Origin of the sequence: Pseudomonas sp. UBA4194 (assembly GCF_002379585.1) — a bacterium.
Lineage (GTDB): Bacteria > Pseudomonadota > Gammaproteobacteria > Pseudomonadales > Pseudomonadaceae > Aquipseudomonas.
The window spans coordinates 55,899-72,258 of sequence record NZ_DFUE01000010.1; the positions used below are offsets into that span (position 1 = coordinate 55,899).

The following is a 16,360-nucleotide window of genomic DNA, read 5'->3' on the forward strand; positions in this document are numbered from 1 at the left end:
AGGAGCGGCGTACAGCCGCGAAGATGCCGGCATTGGCGATACACACCTCGAACTTGGCGGCGCCCCTACAGGCCCCTTCGCGGCTTCACGCCGCTCCTACAAAAAAAATCACATACCGCCCCCCCTTGTAGGAGCGGCGTAAAGCCGCGAAGAGGGCGGCATTGGTGGTACATATTCTGGATTTGGCGGCGATCATGAGGGCGCCTTCGCGGCTTTACGCCGCTCCTACAGAGGGGGGTGGGGGCATTTGCGGTTTGACCGGGGACAGCGGGGCGGTGGTACTATCTTTCCTGGCCCGTGCTGCCCGCCGCTCGCTCCGCAAGGAAAGGTGAAAGCATTGTTCCACTATCCATCTGTCACCTCTCTTGCCAGTCGAGGTTTGGCAACGCGAGCACCAAGATGCTTCGACTCCAGGAGCCGTAATGTTTTCCATCGACCAAGCCAAGCAAATGGCCAAGACCCTGCGCGTCACCTTGCAGGGCCGTGAGCATGAAGTGTCCCATTCCACCGCACTGGAAATGGTTGCCCAGCAGCTGGGCTACAAGGATTGGAACACCGCCGCTGCGCTGCTGGCCCAGCCCACTACCCCGCACGCCATCAGCTTCGACAGAGCCATCCCCATCGTTCGTAGCTTCGACGAAGCCAAGGCGCGGGAGTTCTATCTCGACTTCCTGGGCTTCAGCATCGAGTTCGAGCATCGTTTCGAAGCCGGAATGCCGCTGTACCTGGGCATCGTGCGCAACGGCCTGCATCTGCACCTGTCCGAACATCACGGCGACGCCAGCCCGGGCGCCACGGTGTTCGTGCCGATGCAAGGCGTCGAAGCCCTGCGCGACGAACTGCTCGCCAAACGCTATGGCTACGGCCGTCCACAGATCGTCGAGCAAGGCTGGGGCAAGGTGCTGGAGGTCTACGACCCGTTCGGCAACAGGATCAGGTTTTGCCAGGGCTGAATCTTCAGTGAGGTCCCTGCTCTATGGAAGCAGGGACCGCTTCGAGCAGATATCGGCACAGGCGGATGCGTTGAGCACGCCATGGCTTTGCATCGGGCATTAAAAAGCCGGCTTTTGGCCGGCTTCTCGTCGACGATCTTGCCTTACTTTTGGTAAGCCGCAACCGCCTTCAAACTGTAGAACCAGCCTGGGCTGGTGGTGGTTCCGCGGCCATGTGGGCCGGTTCACCGCGCTCGCGCTCCGCAAGGAGGGGCGTTTGACGTGGGCACAGGATACGCACTTTGCCAGCCGCTGCCCAGTAGCAAAAAGCCCCGGACAGGCCGGGGCTTTTCGTGGGTCGGATGATCAGCCTTTGTAGGCCGCTACCGATTTGGTGATTTCGGCGCGGGCAGCGTCGGCATTGCCCCAGCCTTCGATCTTCACCCATTTGCCTTTTTCGAGATCCTTGTAGTTCTCGAAGAAGTGCTTGATCTGCTCCAGCAGCAGCGCTGGCAGGTCGGTGTATTCCTTCACGTCCACGTACAGCTGCGACAGTTTGTCGTGTGGTACGGCGATGACCTTGGCGTCGCCGCCGCCGTCGTCGGTCATGTGCAGGATGCCGACCGGACGGGCACGGATCACCGAACCAGGCGCCACTGGGTATGGCGTAACCACCAGCACGTCCAGCGGGTCGCCGTCGTCGGCCAGGGTGTTGGGGATGAAGCCGTAGTTGGCCGGGTAGAACATGGGGGTGGCCATGAAGCGGTCGACGAACAGGGTATCGCTGTCCTTGTCGATTTCGTACTTGATCGGCGCGTGGTTGGCCGGAATCTCGATGGCGACGTAGATGTCGTTCGGCAGGTCTTTGCCAGCCGGAATCTTGCTGTAGCTCATTGGGCGGTGCCCCCGTGGTATAGGCCAGTTTGAAGGCCGTGCAGGCCGAAAAATGTGGGGGCGATTATAGGCATATTGTGGCTACGCCCACCACACCCGTAGCAGCGGCGTGAGCCGCGTCGGTTTTCAGGGAAGGTCAATGGGTTGCTGACGCGGCTTATGCCGCTGCTACGGGCAGGCGTAGGAGGGGGTTTTGGCGGTAGAACTGACTCAGTTGCTGGTAGACCTGGGGGTAGGCCACGTCGAGCAGGTCCGGCGCGCTGAAAAAATACTCGCTGGTAACGGCGAAGAATTCGGCGGGGTTCTCCGCCGCGTAGGGGTCGATGGCGGTTTCGGCATCAGGGTCGGCGTCGAGTTGTCGATTCAGATCGTCATAGGCTGCCTGCATGGCGCTGGCCCAGTCGGCCACGCGCATATCGCCGTGCAGGGGCGGCAAGCCATTGGCATCGCCGTTGAGCATGTCGAGCTTGTGCGCCAGTTCGTGGATGACCAGGTTGTACCCCTCCCAGCCGCCGCTGGCCAGTACCCCGGACCAGGCAAGAATGACCGGCCCCTGTTGCCAGGCTTCGCCGCTGTGCTCGCCGTCCCATTGATGCTCCACACCGCTGGCGTCGCGATAGCGCTGGGGGCTGAGGAAATCGTCGGCGTACAGCACGATCTCGTGAAAGCCCTGATACCAGTTCAGGTCATCCAGATGCAGCAGGGGCAGTTGCGCCTGGGCCGCCAGGTGCAACCGTGCGGCATCGTCGAGCTCGACGCCGGGCAGGCAGCTGAGGGTCTTGGCCTGCAGGAAAAGGATGCAGCCGTCGCGCAGGCGTTGATCCTCCTCGGCGCTCAGGCCGTCGAGGATCGGCAACCGATCGCGCACGGTCTGCCAGAGCGTGGCATCGATGGGATGGCGGGCCAGGGTTCGTTGGCGCCGCCAGGCACTCAGCGACCACATGCCTCAGCGCGAGACCACTGGGCGGTTCATGCGGCTGCGCACGATACCGATGAGCATCGGCAGCAGCGAGATGAGGATGATAGCGACGATCAGCAAGGTCAGGTTCTTCTTGATGAACGGCATGTTGCCGAAGAAGTAGCCCAGGGTGACCAGGCCACCGACCCAACCGATGGTGCCCAGCACGCTGAAACCCAGGAAACGCGGGTAGTGCATCCTGCCAACGCCGGCGACGAAGGGAGCGAAGGTGCGCAGGATCGGCAGAAAGCGCGCCAGGGTCACGGTCTTGCCGCCGTGGCGCGCGTAGAAGGCGTGTGTCTGGTTCAGGTAGTCGCGGCGAAAGATTTTCGAATCGGGATTGCTGAACAGCTTGTCACCGGCGGTGCGACCGACCACGTAGTTGGTGCTGTCGCCCAGGATGGCCGCCGCCATCAACAGGCCGCCGAGCAGGAAAGGGTCCATGCCGCCACCGGCCGCCACGGCGCCAGCGATGAACAGCAGCGAGTCACCCGGCAGGAACGGCATGACCACCAGGCCGGTTTCGCAGAAGATCACCAGGAACAGGATCGCGTAGATCCAGGGGCCGTACTGGGTGACCAGGAAGTTGAGGTACACGTCCAGGTGAAGGATGAGATCGATGAAGTTGAATTCCATGTGCGGTACCTGTGGGGAGCCCTGATAGGTGGAGAGTGGCGCGAGTATACCGGGGGATGGAACGTTTGCGTGGCAATGAGGGCCCTTTCACCGTGGCCCGGCGCTGCAGCAGGACTAGTCCCGAGAAATCGGCAGGGTGTAGTTCTTGAACTCGTTGTCTTCGCGAAAGCCGATCGACTCGTAGGTTTTCTGCGCCACGTCATTGTTGGCGCTGGTGGAGACCCGCATTCGCACGGCGTGAGTGTCCCTGGCCATTTTCTTCGCGGTTTTCAGCAGGTGGTCGGCGACCAATTGGCGTCGAGCGTCTTCGGCGACATAGATGTCGTTGAGTATCCATACGCGCTTGAGCGACAGCGAAGAATAGCTGGGGTAAAGCTGGCAGAAGCCCAGCAGGCGGTTGTCGTCGTCATCCGGCAGGGCCAGGTAGATGACCGACTCCTGGCGTCGCAAACGCTTTTCCAGGAACGCCCGGGACGAGTCGGGAAATGGCAGTTCACCATAGAACTCGCGGTACTTCACGAACAGCGGGGCAATCAGGTCCAGATGCTCGAGGGATGCTTGGATGATTCGCATATCAGGCCTCACGTCCAGTCTTCAAGGGGATGGCGAATCGAAGGCATGCCGTAGGCCGATGCTGCCTAAAGCGGGTGGGAATCGCAATGGGGTGTGGGTAAGAGGGGTTGGGATTGAGATCAGTGGTGGATGGCGCCCTCACCCCAGCCCTCTCGCTGGGGGAGGTGCGGTGAGGGGGCCATTCACTACAACTGCCCAGCTGCTACCTTGATCAGAAAAAGCCGAGCGGATTGATGTCATAGCTCACCAGCAGATTCTTGGTCTGCTGGTAATGATCGAGCATCATCTTGTGGGTTTCGCGGCCCACACCGGACTTCTTGTAGCCACCGAACGCCGCGTGCGCGGGGTACAGGTGATAGCAGTTGGTCCAGACGCGTCCGGCCTTGATGCCGCGGCCCATGCGCCAGGCGCGGTTGATGTCGCGGGTCCAGACGCCGGCGCCCAGGCCGAACTCGGTGTCGTTGGCGATGGCCAGGGCTTCGGCTTCGTCCTTGAACGTGGTGATGCTCACCACTGGCCCGAAGATCTCCTCCTGGAACACCCGCATCTTGTTGGTGCCCTTGAGCAGCGTCGGCTGAATGTAGTAACCGGTGGAGAGGTCACCCTCCAGCTTCTGCACCTGGCCGCCGGTCAACAGCTCCGCGCCTTCACCCTTGGCGATGTCGAGGTAGGAGAGGATCTTGTCGAATTGCTGCTCCGAGGCCTGGGCGCCGACCATGGTGTCGGTGTCCAGCGGATCGCCGCGCTTGATCTGCTCGACCTTCTTCATAACTTCTTTCATGAACGCTGGATAGATGGACTCCTGCACCAGCGCCCGCGACGGACAGGTACAGACTTCGCCCTGGTTGAAGAACGCCAGCACCAGGCCTTCGGCGGCCTTCTCGATGAAAGTCTGCTCGGCTTGCATGATGTCTTCGAAGAAAATGTTCGGCGACTTGCCGCCCAGTTCCACGGTCGAGGGAATGATGTTCTCGGCGGCGCACTTCATGATGTGCGAGCCCACCGGTGTGGAGCCGGTGAAGGCGATCTTGGCGATGCGCTTGCTGGTGGCCAGTGCCTCGCCCGCTTCCTTGCCGAAGCCCTGCACCACGTTGAGCACACCTGGGGGCAGCAGGTCGCCGATGAGCTCCATCAGCACGGTGATGCCCAATGGTGTCTGTTCCGCCGGCTTGAGCACCACGCAATTGCCTGCGGCCAGCGCCGGCGCCAGTTTCCACGCGGCCATCAGGATAGGGAAGTTCCAGGGGATGATCTGCCCGACCACGCCCAACGGCTCATGGATATGGTAGGCCACGGTATTGCCGTCGATTTCCGCAGCACTGCCTTCCTGCGCCCGCAGGCAGCCGGCGAAGTAACGGAAGTGGTCGGCCGCCAGCGGGATGTCGGCGTTGAGGGTTTCGCGGATGGCCTTGCCGTTGTCCCAGGTTTCGGTGATGGCCAGGGTTTCCAGATGCTCTTCGATGCGATCGGCGATCTTGAGCAGTACCAGCGAACGCGCCTGGGCCGATGTGCTGCCCCAGGCATCGGCGGCAGCGTGGGCGGCATCCAGGGCCTTGTCGATGTCCTTGGCCGTGGAGCGGGGAAATTCGGCGATGGGTTTGCCGTTGACGGGTGAAGTGGTGGTGAAGTAGTTACCGTCTACCGGCGCGACGAACTCGCCACCGATGTAGTTGCCGTACTTGGCCTTGAAATTGACCTTGGCGCCTTCGGTGCCCGGGTGTGCGTAACGCATGGTAGGTATCTCCTGCTTTTGTGATTTTGGGAGTACGCGCGGTTGCGTCTTTGAGCTTAGAGCAAATGGCGGACCCGTGCAGCCCTGGAGGCCGCCAGTCGTTCGCCGGTTTCCAATCAAAGGATGCGATTTTTCCTACCCTACGCTACCCTGCCTCGACGTTTTGCGAGGTCAATCATGCACATTCATATTCTCGGTATCTGCGGTACGTTCATGGGCTCTCTGGCGGTGTTGGCCAAAGAGCTGGGCCACCGCGTTACCGGTTCCGACGCCAATGTCTACCCGCCCATGAGCACCCAGTTGCAAGCCCAGGGTATCGAACTGACACAGGGCTACGACGCTGCGCAACTGGACCCGGCCCCCGACCTGGTGGTGATCGGCAATGCGCTGTCGCGTGGCAACCCCGCCGTGGAGCACGTGCTGAACAAAGGCCTGCCTTACGTTTCCGGCCCGCAATGGCTGGCCGACCACGTGCTGCAGGGTCGCTGGGTACTGGCCGTGGCCGGTACCCACGGCAAGACCACCACCAGCAGCATGCTCGCCTGGGTGCTGGAACATGCCGGCATGAGCCCGGGGTTTCTGATTGGCGGCGTGCCGCAGAACTTCGCCGTCTCTGCACGCCTGGGGGACACGCCGTTCTTCGTGGTCGAGGCCGACGAATACGACAGCGCGTTCTTCGACAAACGCTCCAAGTTCGTGCACTACCGCCCGCGCACCGCGATCCTGAATAATCTGGAATTCGACCACGCGGACATCTTTCCCGACCTGGCTGCCATCGAGCGCCAGTTCCATCATCTGGTGCGCACCATCCCCAACGAAGGCCTGATCATTCACCCCACCACGGAACCTGCCTTGAGCCGGGTCATCGAGATGGGCTGCTGGACGCCGGTGCAAACCACGGGCGCGGCGGGGCAATGGCAGGCACGTCTGCTCAGCGAAGACGGCTCACGCTTCGAGGTGCTGTTCGAGGGTGTGGTGCAAGGCACCGTCGACTGGCCGCTGACCGGCCAGCACAACGTGGCCAACGCTCTCGCGACCCTGGCCGCGGCACGGCACGTCGGCGTCGTAGCGCCGCTGGGCATCGAAGGCCTGAGCGCCTTCAAAAGCGTCAAACGCCGCATGGAATGGGTGGCTGAGGTGCAGGGCGTAACCATCTATGACGATTTCGCCCATCACCCTACCGCCATCGCCACCACCTTGGACGGGTTGCGCAAGCGGATTGGCGAAGCGCCCTTGATTGCCGTGATCGAGCCGCGCTCCAATTCCATGAAGTTGGGCGCTCACCGTGATGGGTTGCCGGAAAGCGTGCGCGATGCCGACCAGGTGATCTGGTACGCACCGCCCAATCTGGGCTGGGACCTGGGCGCGACCGCAGCGCAGTGCCAGGTACCGGCCGTGGTCGCCGACTCGCTGGAGGCGATCATCGAGCGGGTCAAAAGCCAGGCGCAACCCGGTACTCATGTCGTGATCATGAGCAACGGTGGCTTTGGCGGGCTGCACATGAAGCTGGCCGAGGCGCTGAAATGAGTGGCCCGCAGCGTATTACCCTGGCCATGACGGGCGCCTCGGGCGCCCAGTACGGCCTGCGCTTGCTCGACTGCCTGGTGCGCGAGGACCGGGAGGTGCACTTTCTCATCTCCAAGGCCGCGCAACTGGTGATGTCCACCGAAACGGACGTCATCCTGCCCGCCAAGCCTCAGGCGATGCAGGCGTTTCTCACCGAGTACACCGGCGCTTCGGCCGGGCAGATCAAGGTGTATGGCAAGGAAGACTGGATGTCGCCGGTGGCCTCAGGCTCGGGCGCACCCAGCGCCATGGTGGTGGTGCCCTGTTCGACCGGCACGCTGTCGGCGATCGCCTGCGGGGCGTGCAACAACCTGATCGAGCGCGCCGCCGATGTCACGCTCAAAGAGCGTCGCCAACTGATTCTGGTGCCGCGCGAAGCGCCATTCTCGACGATTCATCTGGAGAACATGCTCAAGCTGTCGCAGATGGGCGCAGTGATATTGCCGGCTGCGCCAGGCTTCTATCACCAGCCACAAACCATCGATGATCTGATCGATTTCGTCGTGGCACGGGTGTTGAACCTGCTGGATATCCCCCAGGACATGCTGCCGCGCTGGGGCGAATACCATTTGGGCAGCGATGACTGAGAGCAGGCTTGGCTATTTGCCCAGCCGCCGCAGCTCGTCAGACTCCACCACGCGCACGCCATCCTGTTCTTCCAGTGCCAGCCGCCACAGCGCCCGCGCCAGCTGACACGCCTCGATGCCGTGGTACTTGCCCGGGATCAGCTTGGACAGTGGGCCGGCGATCTTCTCGGCCATGCGCGTTTCGGTGCGCGTGCCGATCAGTACTGACGGCCTTGCAATGGTCAGCTGCGGCCAGCCTTGAGCGCGCAGGGCCTGCTCGGTCTCGCCCTTGACTCGGTTATAGAAGATCGAGGAAGCCGGGTCGGCGTCGATGGCACTGATGACCAGCAGATGGCGCGCGCCCAGTTCTCGGGCCCGCTGGGCGTAGGCCACGATCAGGTCATGATCGACCTGGCGGAACGCCTCCTGGGAACCCGCCTGCTTGATGGTCGTGCCCAGGCAGCAATAGGCGATATCCACCTGGCCGTCGAGCTGTGGCAGCAGCTGCGCCAGTGACCCGACCGGGTTCTCCAGGTGCGCGTGCTCGGCCAGCGGCCGGCGGGTCGGGGCCAGTACACGGCTGACGGTCGGTTCGCTGAGCAGGCGGTCGAGCAAGTGCTCGCCGGTAAGGCCAGTGGCTCCTGCGAGCAGGATGTGCTGCGGCGTCAAGTACATGCTGAGTCTCCCTTGATACAGGCAAGCTTAGTGGCTGTTTGCCTTTTGCGCCTGCGCCACATCGGCGGTGGTTGCCTGCAACGCCTGCTTGGCTTGCTGCTGACGCAACCGCTGCCAGTGGGCCAGAACGCCTTTGGGGGCCCAGATCTGTGGCTGGGACGCCTCGTAGTTGTCGGCAATCTCCCGTTCGGCAACATGGGCACTGGCAAGTTCGAACGCTTGTTTCAAATCGTCGGTTTCATTCAGGGCCTGGGCGAACAGCGCGTCACCGAAATAGGTGAAATCGGCTTCTTCCGAGCAACCGAATGACACACGATCCGCCCGAGAGGCGGTCATGATCAGGGTCTTGTCGTCCTTGAGCGCCGGAATGAACCCCCCGGAGTAGCACGCTGAAATGACCACCACCTTGTCGCGGTTCTTCAACGGAGCCAGCACCGCGGCCAGCTCGGCGGCCGGCAGGTCGGCCAGTTGCAGACGCGGCTGGTCCAGCACCAGCTCGTGTTCGCTGGTGCCATGACTGGACAGGTAGATGAACACCAGATCCTCGGCTCCGCTGCGCTCGGACAGTGCCTGGACACTGCGGCTGAGGGTTTCGCGGCTGGCCATGAGGCGGTCGGCCAGGTGGTCGCGATGGTTGGCCAGGCTGATCTGGCCAACGGCGCCAAACCGGCTGGCGAGCATGCGGCTGACGTAATCGGTCTCGCGCAGGAACACGCTTTGCTTGCCATCCCCGGCCAGGGTCAGGGTGTACAGTTCGATGGCGGGGGTCGAGGCGGGCAGGGCATTCAAGGCCTGATCGAGCAAATGGCCCTGGTTGAGCAGGCCGACTTCCAGCGGGTCGGGCAGCAGATGGCCCTGTTCGTCCCGAACCCGCTGCCCGTTGAGCCATTGACCGCCCTGGCTGCTGCCGTCCTTGAAGGTCAAGGTGCCAGGGCCATGATAGGTATCGTTCTCGAAGTGGCCGCTGTACACACTGCCATCGGCCAGGGCGAGCAGGCCTCGGCCACTGAAACGCCACTCCGCAAACTCGCCCTTGTAGTGGCTGCCATCGCTGGCGAACATCTCGCCCTTGCCGCTCAGGACGCCGTCCTTGAATTGGCCGATCCACACGTCGCCCGCGGCGTTTTCGTAGCGGCCACGACCGTTGAGCTGATTGTGATGAAAGTTGCCGATGTACTGGTCGCCGTCGGCATTGCTGTAGGTGCCGTGGCCTTCCAGCAGGCCGTTGACGAAGGTGCCGCTGAACTGGTTGCCCGCTGCATCGCTGCGGGTCCCCTCGCCGCTGGGCTTGCCATGGGCGAACCAGCCTTGGTACTGGCTGCCGTCGTCGAGTTCTATATGACCTGCGCCGGAGTACTGATCGTCCTTGAAACCGCCACGGTACGAGACGCCAGGTTCCTTGAAGGTCCCTTCACCGTCGCGCCGGCCCTTGACGAAGCCTCCGCTGTAGGTGGCGCCGTGGGCGATCAAGGTGCCTTGACCGTGAAACAGGCCGTGATCGAAGCCCCCCGTGTAGACCTCGCCGTTGCGTCCGTGCCATTGACCCTGGCCCTGCCACTGGCCGTCCTTGAACTGCCCGGCATAGCCGCTGCCGTTGGGGTAATCGACGCGACCCTGACCTTGCAGCAGGCCATTGACCACATCGCCCCGGTAGCGGCCGCCGTCGGGCAGGCGCGCGTCCGGGGGCGACAACGGCTCGCCATCACCGCAGGCGGCGATCAACAACGAAAGGGCGAGAGGAACGAGTGGGCGCATGACGGGGTCCGGGCAAGTGAGGCGCCGAGTATGCCGTACTTGGCCGGGTGGAAAACAGCTACGGCGGCATCCTTTCTTCACCTGCCGCAGCAGCGGCGTAAGCGGAGTCACCCACGTTCACCCCATACCTGTGCGGCATATGACCACGCCGGGCCGGCGGCAGGCCCGGGTGAGCATGCTTATAATGCCGGCACTTGTCGGAGATCATTATGTTGCTACGCGGTTTGACCTGGCTGGTGTTGTTCCAGCTGCTGGGCACGGCCCTGAATCACCTTTTTCTGCCGGTACTGCCCGGACCGATCATTGGTCTGGTGCTGCTGTTGGTCTACCTGATGGTGCGCGGTGAGGTCAGCGAGCCGCTGAGTCTGGCGGCCAACAGCCTGCTGCGTTACCTGCCGTTGTTGCTGGTACCCCCGGCCGTGGGCGTGATGGTCTACGCCAGCGAGATCGCCAAGGATTTCTGGGCGATCGTGGGCTCACTGGTGATCTCGGTGCTGGTTTCAGTGGTCTTCGCCGGCTGCTTGATGCAGCGCCTCATCCGGCGCCAGCGCAAGCCCGAGGAGACGCAGCCATGATGCTCGACTGGCAGGGCGCGGTCGCCGCGGTCATTCACCATCCGCTGTTTGGCATCGGCATCACCCTGGGCGCCTATCAACTGGTGCTGGCGGGGTATGAGAAAACTCGCTGGATCTTCCTGCAGCCGGTGCTGCTGTCGATGTTGCTGCTGGTCTCGGTACTGTTGCTGTGCGGCATCAGCTATGACGAGTACCGCAGGAGTACCGAGATTCTCGGCATTCTGCTGGGACCTGCCACGGTAGCCTTGGCCGTTCCGCTGTTTCTCAACCTGCGCCGCATCCGGCAGTTGCTCTGGCCCATCTTGACTACGCTGGTGGTGGGCGGCTCTTTTGCCACCGGGCTGTGCCTGTTGCTGGGCGGGTGGCTGGGCGCCGAGCACATGATCCTGATGACCATGGCGCCCAAGTCCGTCACCTCGCCCATCGCCATGCTGGTGGCCGAGCAGATCGGTGGTGTGGCCGCGCTGGCGGCGGTGTTCGTATTGATCACCGGGGTCATCGGTGGAATCTTCGGGCCCGGGCTGCTGTCCTTGCTGGGTGTGCACAGTCCTGCTGCCCGAGGCATGGCCCTGGGGCTCACCGCGCATGCCGTGGGGACCTCGGTGGCGCTGCAGGAAAGTGACGAGACCGGGGCCTTCGCGGCCCTGGCAATGAGCTTGATGGGGGTCGCTACAGCGGTGTTCCTGCCGCTGGCGATCAGCCTGTTCGTTTGAGGAAGTCTGCTATGACCTTGCCGCTGTTTCCACTCAACACCGTGCTGTTCCCCGGCTGCACCCTGGATTTGCAGATCTTCGAGGCGCGTTACCTGGACATGATTGGCCGTTGCATGAAGCAGGGTGAGGGCTTCGGTGTGGTGGGCATCCTCGAGGAGGCCGTGGTCGGCAAGCAGGGCCTGATTCATGCCGTGGTCGGCTGCGAAGCGGTGATCACCGATTTCAAGCAGCAGGACAATGGCCTGTTGGGTATCCGGGTCCAGGGTGGACGTCGCTTCGAGGTGCTCACCAATGAAGTGCAGCGTGACATGCTGCTGGTAGGGGAAGTGCGCTGGTTGCAGGATCAGCCGGACCGTGCGTTGAGCGAGGATCATGACGACCTGCTGGCGCTGCTGACCGCCCTGGCGGAGCACCCGATGGTGGCGGCGCTGGGGATGGTTCAGGGGGCGACCGGGCAGCAGTCGCTGGCCAATCAACTGGCCTACCTGCTGCCCTTTGCCGAGCGTGACAAGGCGCTGTTGCTGAGGGAGGAAGATCCCGGGGTGCGGTTGCTGATGATTCAGCATCTGTTGACGGAGTTGCAGGCGGAGGGGGTTGTGGAGGTTTGATGCAGCCGTACGCAGCTTGAGCGCCCTCTCAACCCCACCCCTCACATATACCGATAGCGCGCCAACGCATCCGGCAGCCCGTGCCAGGCAAAGAACCCCAGCAGCGCCACGCACGCCGGCACGATCAACCACCACACTCGCAACGGCATGGCCGGTATCGGACCGCGATGCTGCACCACTGCCAGGCAGGTCGCGCAGACGAAGCAGGCGAGCATGGTTCCGGCCATCACGTCGGTGGGCCAGTGCGCGCCCAGATATACCCGCGACAAGGCGATCGACAACGCCGGAATGGCTGCCAGCAGCACCCAGGTCAGGCGCATGCGCGAGGGCTGCCCGCGTCCGGCCAGCACCGCCAGGCTCAGAAAGAACGCAAACGCGGCCGAACTGTGGCCGCTGGGCATGCTGAAGGTGGTGAGAGGTTCGAGCAGCACGTCTGGGCGTTGACGCGCCACGAAGTGCTTGAGGCTGCCATTGAGCAGTGCAGTGATCAACATCGTCGAACAGGCGAACAGCGCCGGCCGCCACTGGCGGGTGACCAGCAGCAGCACCGTCACCAGCGCCGCCACCATGAACTGAGTGCGGAAGTCGCCAATCCGGGTGACGATGACCACGAACATTTCCGCCGCTTCGCTGCGATGCTCCTGCACCAGGGTCTTGAGCCCGTTATCCAACGCATCCAAGTAAGGAAAGCCAAAGAACAGGGCGGTGAGCATGATCAGGCTGGCCAGGGCGATCAGTTGCGTGCCGCGCTCGCGGTCGCGCCAGGTAGCGTGCACGCTCAACCCGATCAGCAGGGCGATACAGGCGGCGACGATGCCCGCTTCAGGCCAGAAACCTTCGGGCAGTGGCAGGCGGAAGGCCGCGCCGGTGGCCCAGCCCGGCAGGAGATAGGCCACCGACCAGCCGGCGGCGGCCACCAGGCTGACCAGGATGAAGCGCGGCAGCGGCATGTCGAGCATGCCGGCAACCATCGGCAGCATGGGCCGCAGCGGGCCGATGAAGCGGCCGATCAGCAGGCTGGCTACGCCATACCGATGGAAGTAGCTTTCCGCAGTGCCCAGCCATTCCGGGTGCGTGCGCAATAGCGGCAGACTTCGGATGTTCTGGTGGAAGCGCCTGCCCAAGGCGTAGGAGATGGCATCCCCCAATAGCCCGCCGGCGTAGCCCAGCAGCAAGGTTTCGCTCAACGACAGCGCGCCGTTGCCCGCCAGTACTGCCACGGCGAACAGCACCACCGTACCTGGCACGATGATGCCGGCAATCGCCAGGCACTCCACGCAGGCAATGGTGAAGATGGCGACCCCCAGCCATTGGGGGTGCAGTGTCAACCAGCCGGTCAGGCTGTCCAGCCATTCGCCCATGGTCAGTTTCCTTGAGTGAGCATGAAGTAATCGCGGCCTTCGACCTGTCCGCGACGTAGAGGGTTCCGGGTGCAGAAGCGTGCGTAGTGCGCATCCACGAAGCGGTAGGGCAGGTGTTCGTCACGGCCTGTGGGGATGCCCAGGCGTGTCGTCTGAATGATCTCGCTGACCTGAGCGCCAACGTCGTCGACGAACAACAGTTGGTGATCGAAGCGCTGGGCGTCCCAGGTGGGGACTTTGAGCCCCAGCGCCTTGCACAACAGGGTCTGCCCGGCGCACAAGCGTTCGGCGGGCCGTGGCTTGCCGCTGGCATCGGGGTTGTTCAGCTGCATCTGGGCGAAGGCATTGGCATCGCTGTGTTCGTCGAGCCAGGGGTAGGCGGATTTGATCAGTACGGCATTGCCGGGGCCGTGGGCGCTGAAGTTCAGCGAGTCCCCGCCGCGGGCGTAGTACATATAGATGTGCCCGCCATCCAGAAACAAAGCCTTACGTTTTTCCGTGTAGCCCAGCGAGGCATGGCTACCGCGATCGGTCACGTAGTACGCCTCGGTTTCGATGATTCGCGCCGAGAGCCAGTACGGTCCCTGACGGTGGCGGATGACTTTTCCCAGCAACCGGCAGGCCAGTGCCTGGGCGTCTGTGTCGAAAAATGCGTCCGGCAACGGGTTGAGCATACGAGCATCCATTGAGTGGGTAAGCGATGATAGCAATTGCATATTAATTGCCGCTGAACACAAGTGTTTACAGAGGTGTTTTCGACCATCCGCCCGTCACCGCTGTTAGTGCGCGGATGTGACAGCTATAATCAGCCGCTTTCCTCTTTGCCAAGACCACTGAGACCATGACCGAGTCCGTGCTTGACTACATGACCCGCCTGGGTCGCGCTGCCCGTGACGCGTCCCGGGTCATCGGCCGTGCCAGCACCGCGCAGAAGAACCGCGCGCTGCACGCTGCCGCCAACACCTTGGACAGCGACCGCCAGGCGCTGGTTGCCGCCAATGAACTGGACCTGGCCGCGGGCCGGGCCAACGGCCTGGAGCCGGCCATGCTCGAGCGTCTGGCGCTGACCCCGGCGCGCATCGACGGCATGATCGTCGGCCTGCGCCAGGTGGCCAGCCTGCCAGACCCGGTAGGCGCGATCCGCGACATGAGCTACCGGCCTTCCGGCATTCAGGTCGGCAAGATGCGCGTGCCCCTGGGCGTGGTCGGGATCATCTACGAGTCTCGGCCCAACGTGACCATCGACGCGGCCAGCCTGTGCCTGAAGTCGGGCAACGCGACCATCCTGCGCGGCGGCTCCGAAGCGATTCACTCCAACCGTGCCATCGCCGCGTGCATCCAGCGTGGTCTGGCCGAAGCCGGTTTGCCGCCAGCCGTGGTGCAAGTGGTCGATACCACCGATCGCGCTGCAGTGGGCGCGCTGATCACCATGCCCGAGTACGTTGATATCATCGTGCCGCGTGGCGGCCGTGGGCTGATCGAGCGGGTCAGCCGCGACGCCAAGGTGCCGGTGATCAAGCATCTGGACGGCATCTGCCATGTGTTCGTCGATGCGGGGGCTGACCTTGCCAAAGCGCAGCGCATCGCGTTCAACGCCAAGACCTACCGGTATGGCATCTGCGGCGCCATGGAAACCTTGCTGGTCGATCAGGCCGTGGCCGAGCAGTTCCTGCCGGCCATGGCCGCAGAGTTTCGCGAGAAGGGCGTGGAGTTGCGGGGTTGCCCGCGCACCCGCGACCTGATCGAGGCCAACCCGGCCACCGACGAAGACTGGGGTACCGAGTACCTGGCGGCCATCCTGTCGATACGTGTGGTGGAGGGGCTGGACGCGGCCATCGAGCACATCAATCACTACGGTTCCCACCACACCGATGCCATTGTCACCGAGCATCAGGGGCGGGCTCGTCGATTCGTGGCCGAGGTGGATTCCGCCTCGGTCATGATCAACGCGCCGACCTGCTTCGCCGACGGCTTCGAGTACGGGTTGGGTGCCGAGATCGGCATTTCCACCGACAAGATCCACGCCCGGGGCCCGGTTGGCCTGGAAGGCCTGACCTGCGAGAAATATGTAGTGGTCGGCGACGGCCAGTTGCGCGGCCAGGAGCCGGCCTGACTTGACCGAACCGAACCTGCCCGGTCCCCAGCCAGCTATACAGGCGACCCCACGTAGAATCGGGGTGTTGGGGGGCACGTTCGATCCGGTGCATATCGGCCATTTGCGTGGCGCGCTTGAAGTGACCGAAGCGTTGAAGCTGGACGAACTGCGCATGGTGCCCAGTGCCCGGCCACCCCATCGCGACCAGCCGCAGGTGTCGGCCGAGCATCGGCTGGCGATGGTGCGTGCGGCGGTAGACGGCTTGGCGCCGCTGACCGTGGACGACCTGGAGCTGCGCCGGGACAAGCCGTCATACACCCTCGACACCCTGGAGTCGATGCGCGCGGAACTGGCCAAGGATGATCAGCTGATTCTGCTGTTGGGTTGGGACGCCTTTTGCGGGCTACCCTCCTGGCACCGTTGGGAAGAACTGCTGCAACACTGCCACATCGTGGTGTTGCAGCGCCCTGATGCGGATGCCGAGCCGCCGGATGCCTTGCGCAACCTGGTGGCGGCGCGTTCGGTCAGCGACCCGCAGGCCCTGAAGGGGCCGGGCGGACAAATTACTTTCGTCTGGCAGGCACCGCTCGCGGTGTCGGCCACCCAGATCCGCCAACTGCTGGCCAGCGGTAAGTCGGTACGTTTCCTGGTGCCTGACGCGGTACTGGCCTACATCGAGGCGCACGGGCTGTACCGTGGGTCCAATTGAACTGAATGAGTT

At 63.3% G+C, this 16,360-nt stretch carries 17 protein-coding genes; 8 read left to right on the top strand and 9 right to left on the bottom strand.

The features are described 5' to 3' along the window. The first annotated feature begins 422 nt into the window (after positions 1 to 422). The gene (locus B3397_RS01805; protein ID WP_296246704.1) at positions 423 to 953 is read left to right on the top strand and encodes a glyoxalase superfamily protein; all 531 of its coding nucleotides are present in this window, start codon (positions 423 to 425) and stop codon (positions 951 to 953) included. Positions 954 to 1,298: 345 nt separating this feature from the next. Here B3397_RS01805 and ppa read toward each other — a convergent pair whose 3' ends face one another. The 5 genes from ppa to B3397_RS01830 form a co-directional block, all read right to left on the bottom strand. Beyond that, positions 1,299 to 1,826, bottom strand: a complete 528-nt coding sequence (gene ppa / locus B3397_RS01810) for an inorganic diphosphatase (protein WP_296246706.1) — start codon at positions 1,824 to 1,826, stop codon at positions 1,299 to 1,301. Positions 1,827 to 1,983: 157 nt separating this feature from the next. After that, positions 1,984 to 2,769, bottom strand: coding sequence for a zinc-dependent peptidase (locus tag B3397_RS01815; protein WP_296246709.1), 786 nt, complete (start codon positions 2,767 to 2,769; stop codon positions 1,984 to 1,986). Positions 2,770 to 2,772: 3 nt separating this feature from the next. After that, the gene (locus tag B3397_RS01820; protein ID WP_296246711.1) at positions 2,773 to 3,420 is read right to left on the bottom strand and encodes a DedA family protein; all 648 of its coding nucleotides are present in this window, start codon (positions 3,418 to 3,420) and stop codon (positions 2,773 to 2,775) included. A 114-nt stretch (positions 3,421 to 3,534) separates the two neighbouring features. Beyond that, positions 3,535 to 3,993 carry a GNAT family N-acetyltransferase gene (locus B3397_RS01825; protein ID WP_296246713.1) on the bottom strand — a complete coding sequence of 153 codons (459 nt, stop codon included), beginning with the start codon at positions 3,991 to 3,993 and terminating at the stop codon, positions 3,535 to 3,537. Between the two features lie 211 nt (positions 3,994 to 4,204). Next, a complete protein-coding gene (locus B3397_RS01830) occupies positions 4,205 to 5,725 on the bottom strand; it encodes an aldehyde dehydrogenase family protein (protein ID WP_296246715.1) in 1,521 nt (506 codons plus the stop codon). Between the two features lie 177 nt (positions 5,726 to 5,902). On the opposite strand from B3397_RS01830, the gene mpl reads away from it, so the two are divergent. Next, entirely contained in the window at positions 5,903 to 7,252 is a 1,350-nt protein-coding gene (gene mpl, locus B3397_RS01835) for a UDP-N-acetylmuramate:L-alanyl-gamma-D-glutamyl-meso-diaminopimelate ligase (RefSeq protein WP_296246719.1), read from the top strand. Beyond that, positions 7,249 to 7,878, top strand: coding sequence for a flavin prenyltransferase UbiX (gene ubiX, locus B3397_RS01840; protein WP_296246721.1), 630 nt, complete (start codon positions 7,249 to 7,251; stop codon positions 7,876 to 7,878). The genes mpl and ubiX overlap by 4 nt, the downstream gene beginning before the upstream one ends. Positions 7,879 to 7,890: 12 nt before the next feature. Here ubiX and B3397_RS01845 read toward each other — a convergent pair whose 3' ends face one another. Together B3397_RS01845 and B3397_RS01850 are read right to left on the bottom strand one after the other, a co-directional pair. Continuing rightward, a complete protein-coding gene (locus B3397_RS01845; protein WP_296246723.1) occupies positions 7,891 to 8,532 on the bottom strand; it encodes an oxidoreductase in 642 nt (213 codons plus the stop codon). Positions 8,533 to 8,559: 27 nt separating this feature from the next. Next, entirely contained in the window at positions 8,560 to 10,287 is a 1,728-nt protein-coding gene (locus tag B3397_RS01850) for a C13 family peptidase (RefSeq protein ID WP_296246726.1), read from the bottom strand. A gap of 209 nt (positions 10,288 to 10,496) precedes the next feature. Here B3397_RS01850 and B3397_RS01855 point away from each other — a divergent pair, with 209 nt between their 5' ends. The 3 genes from B3397_RS01855 to B3397_RS01865 are packed head-to-tail and all read left to right on the top strand — an operon-like array spanning position 10,497 to position 12,183. Further along, on the top strand, positions 10,497 to 10,862 hold the full coding sequence (locus tag B3397_RS01855; RefSeq protein ID WP_296246728.1) for a CidA/LrgA family protein: 366 nt from the start codon (positions 10,497 to 10,499) through the stop codon (positions 10,860 to 10,862). Beyond that, positions 10,859 to 11,575 (top strand): LrgB family protein, encoded by a 717-nt coding sequence (locus tag B3397_RS01860; protein ID WP_296246730.1) that lies wholly within the window; start codon positions 10,859 to 10,861, stop codon positions 11,573 to 11,575. The genes B3397_RS01855 and B3397_RS01860 overlap by 4 nt, the downstream gene beginning before the upstream one ends. Positions 11,576 to 11,586: 11 nt before the next feature. Next, on the top strand, positions 11,587 to 12,183 hold the full coding sequence (locus B3397_RS01865) for an LON peptidase substrate-binding domain-containing protein (RefSeq protein WP_296246732.1): 597 nt from the start codon (positions 11,587 to 11,589) through the stop codon (positions 12,181 to 12,183). Between the two features lie 41 nt (positions 12,184 to 12,224). Here B3397_RS01865 and B3397_RS01870 read toward each other — a convergent pair whose 3' ends face one another. Next, positions 12,225 to 13,544 (bottom strand): bifunctional DedA family/phosphatase PAP2 family protein, encoded by a 1,320-nt coding sequence (locus tag B3397_RS01870; RefSeq protein WP_296246734.1) that lies wholly within the window; start codon positions 13,542 to 13,544, stop codon positions 12,225 to 12,227. A gap of 2 nt (positions 13,545 to 13,546) precedes the next feature. Continuing rightward, positions 13,547 to 14,260, bottom strand: coding sequence for a DNA-3-methyladenine glycosylase (locus B3397_RS01875; RefSeq protein WP_296246736.1), 714 nt, complete (start codon positions 14,258 to 14,260; stop codon positions 13,547 to 13,549). Between the two features lie 125 nt (positions 14,261 to 14,385). Between B3397_RS01875 and B3397_RS01880 the strand changes: the two genes are divergently transcribed. Then, on the top strand, positions 14,386 to 15,657 hold the full coding sequence (locus tag B3397_RS01880) for a glutamate-5-semialdehyde dehydrogenase (RefSeq protein ID WP_296246739.1): 1,272 nt from the start codon (positions 14,386 to 14,388) through the stop codon (positions 15,655 to 15,657). Positions 15,658 to 15,694: 37 nt separating this feature from the next. Further along, positions 15,695 to 16,348 (top strand): nicotinate-nucleotide adenylyltransferase, encoded by a 654-nt coding sequence (gene nadD / locus B3397_RS01885; protein ID WP_296246950.1) that lies wholly within the window; start codon positions 15,695 to 15,697, stop codon positions 16,346 to 16,348. The last annotated feature ends 12 nt before the right edge of the window (positions 16,349 to 16,360 follow it).

Coding starts and splice junctions, on each gene's coding strand:
- B3397_RS01805 (WP_296246704.1), top strand. CDS start 423: ATGTTTTCCATCGACCAAGCCAAGCAAATGGCCAAGACCCTGCGCGTC.
- ppa (WP_296246706.1), bottom strand. CDS start 1,826: ATGAGCTACAGCAAGATTCCGGCTGGCAAAGACCTGCCGAACGACATC.
- B3397_RS01815 (WP_296246709.1), bottom strand. CDS start 2,769: ATGTGGTCGCTGAGTGCCTGGCGGCGCCAACGAACCCTGGCCCGCCAT.
- B3397_RS01820 (WP_296246711.1), bottom strand. CDS start 3,420: ATGGAATTCAACTTCATCGATCTCATCCTTCACCTGGACGTGTACCTC.
- B3397_RS01825 (WP_296246713.1), bottom strand. CDS start 3,993: ATGCGAATCATCCAAGCATCCCTCGAGCATCTGGACCTGATTGCCCCG.
- B3397_RS01830 (WP_296246715.1), bottom strand. CDS start 5,725: ATGCGTTACGCACACCCGGGCACCGAAGGCGCCAAGGTCAATTTCAAG.
- mpl (WP_296246719.1), top strand. CDS start 5,903: ATGCACATTCATATTCTCGGTATCTGCGGTACGTTCATGGGCTCTCTG.
- ubiX (WP_296246721.1), top strand. CDS start 7,249: ATGAGTGGCCCGCAGCGTATTACCCTGGCCATGACGGGCGCCTCGGGC.
- B3397_RS01845 (WP_296246723.1), bottom strand. CDS start 8,532: ATGTACTTGACGCCGCAGCACATCCTGCTCGCAGGAGCCACTGGCCTT.
- B3397_RS01850 (WP_296246726.1), bottom strand. CDS start 10,287: ATGCGCCCACTCGTTCCTCTCGCCCTTTCGTTGTTGATCGCCGCCTGC.
- B3397_RS01855 (WP_296246728.1), top strand. CDS start 10,497: ATGTTGCTACGCGGTTTGACCTGGCTGGTGTTGTTCCAGCTGCTGGGC.
- B3397_RS01860 (WP_296246730.1), top strand. CDS start 10,859: ATGATGCTCGACTGGCAGGGCGCGGTCGCCGCGGTCATTCACCATCCG.
- B3397_RS01865 (WP_296246732.1), top strand. CDS start 11,587: ATGACCTTGCCGCTGTTTCCACTCAACACCGTGCTGTTCCCCGGCTGC.
- B3397_RS01870 (WP_296246734.1), bottom strand. CDS start 13,544: ATGGGCGAATGGCTGGACAGCCTGACCGGCTGGTTGACACTGCACCCC.
- B3397_RS01875 (WP_296246736.1), bottom strand. CDS start 14,260: ATGCAATTGCTATCATCGCTTACCCACTCAATGGATGCTCGTATGCTC.
- B3397_RS01880 (WP_296246739.1), top strand. CDS start 14,386: ATGACCGAGTCCGTGCTTGACTACATGACCCGCCTGGGTCGCGCTGCC.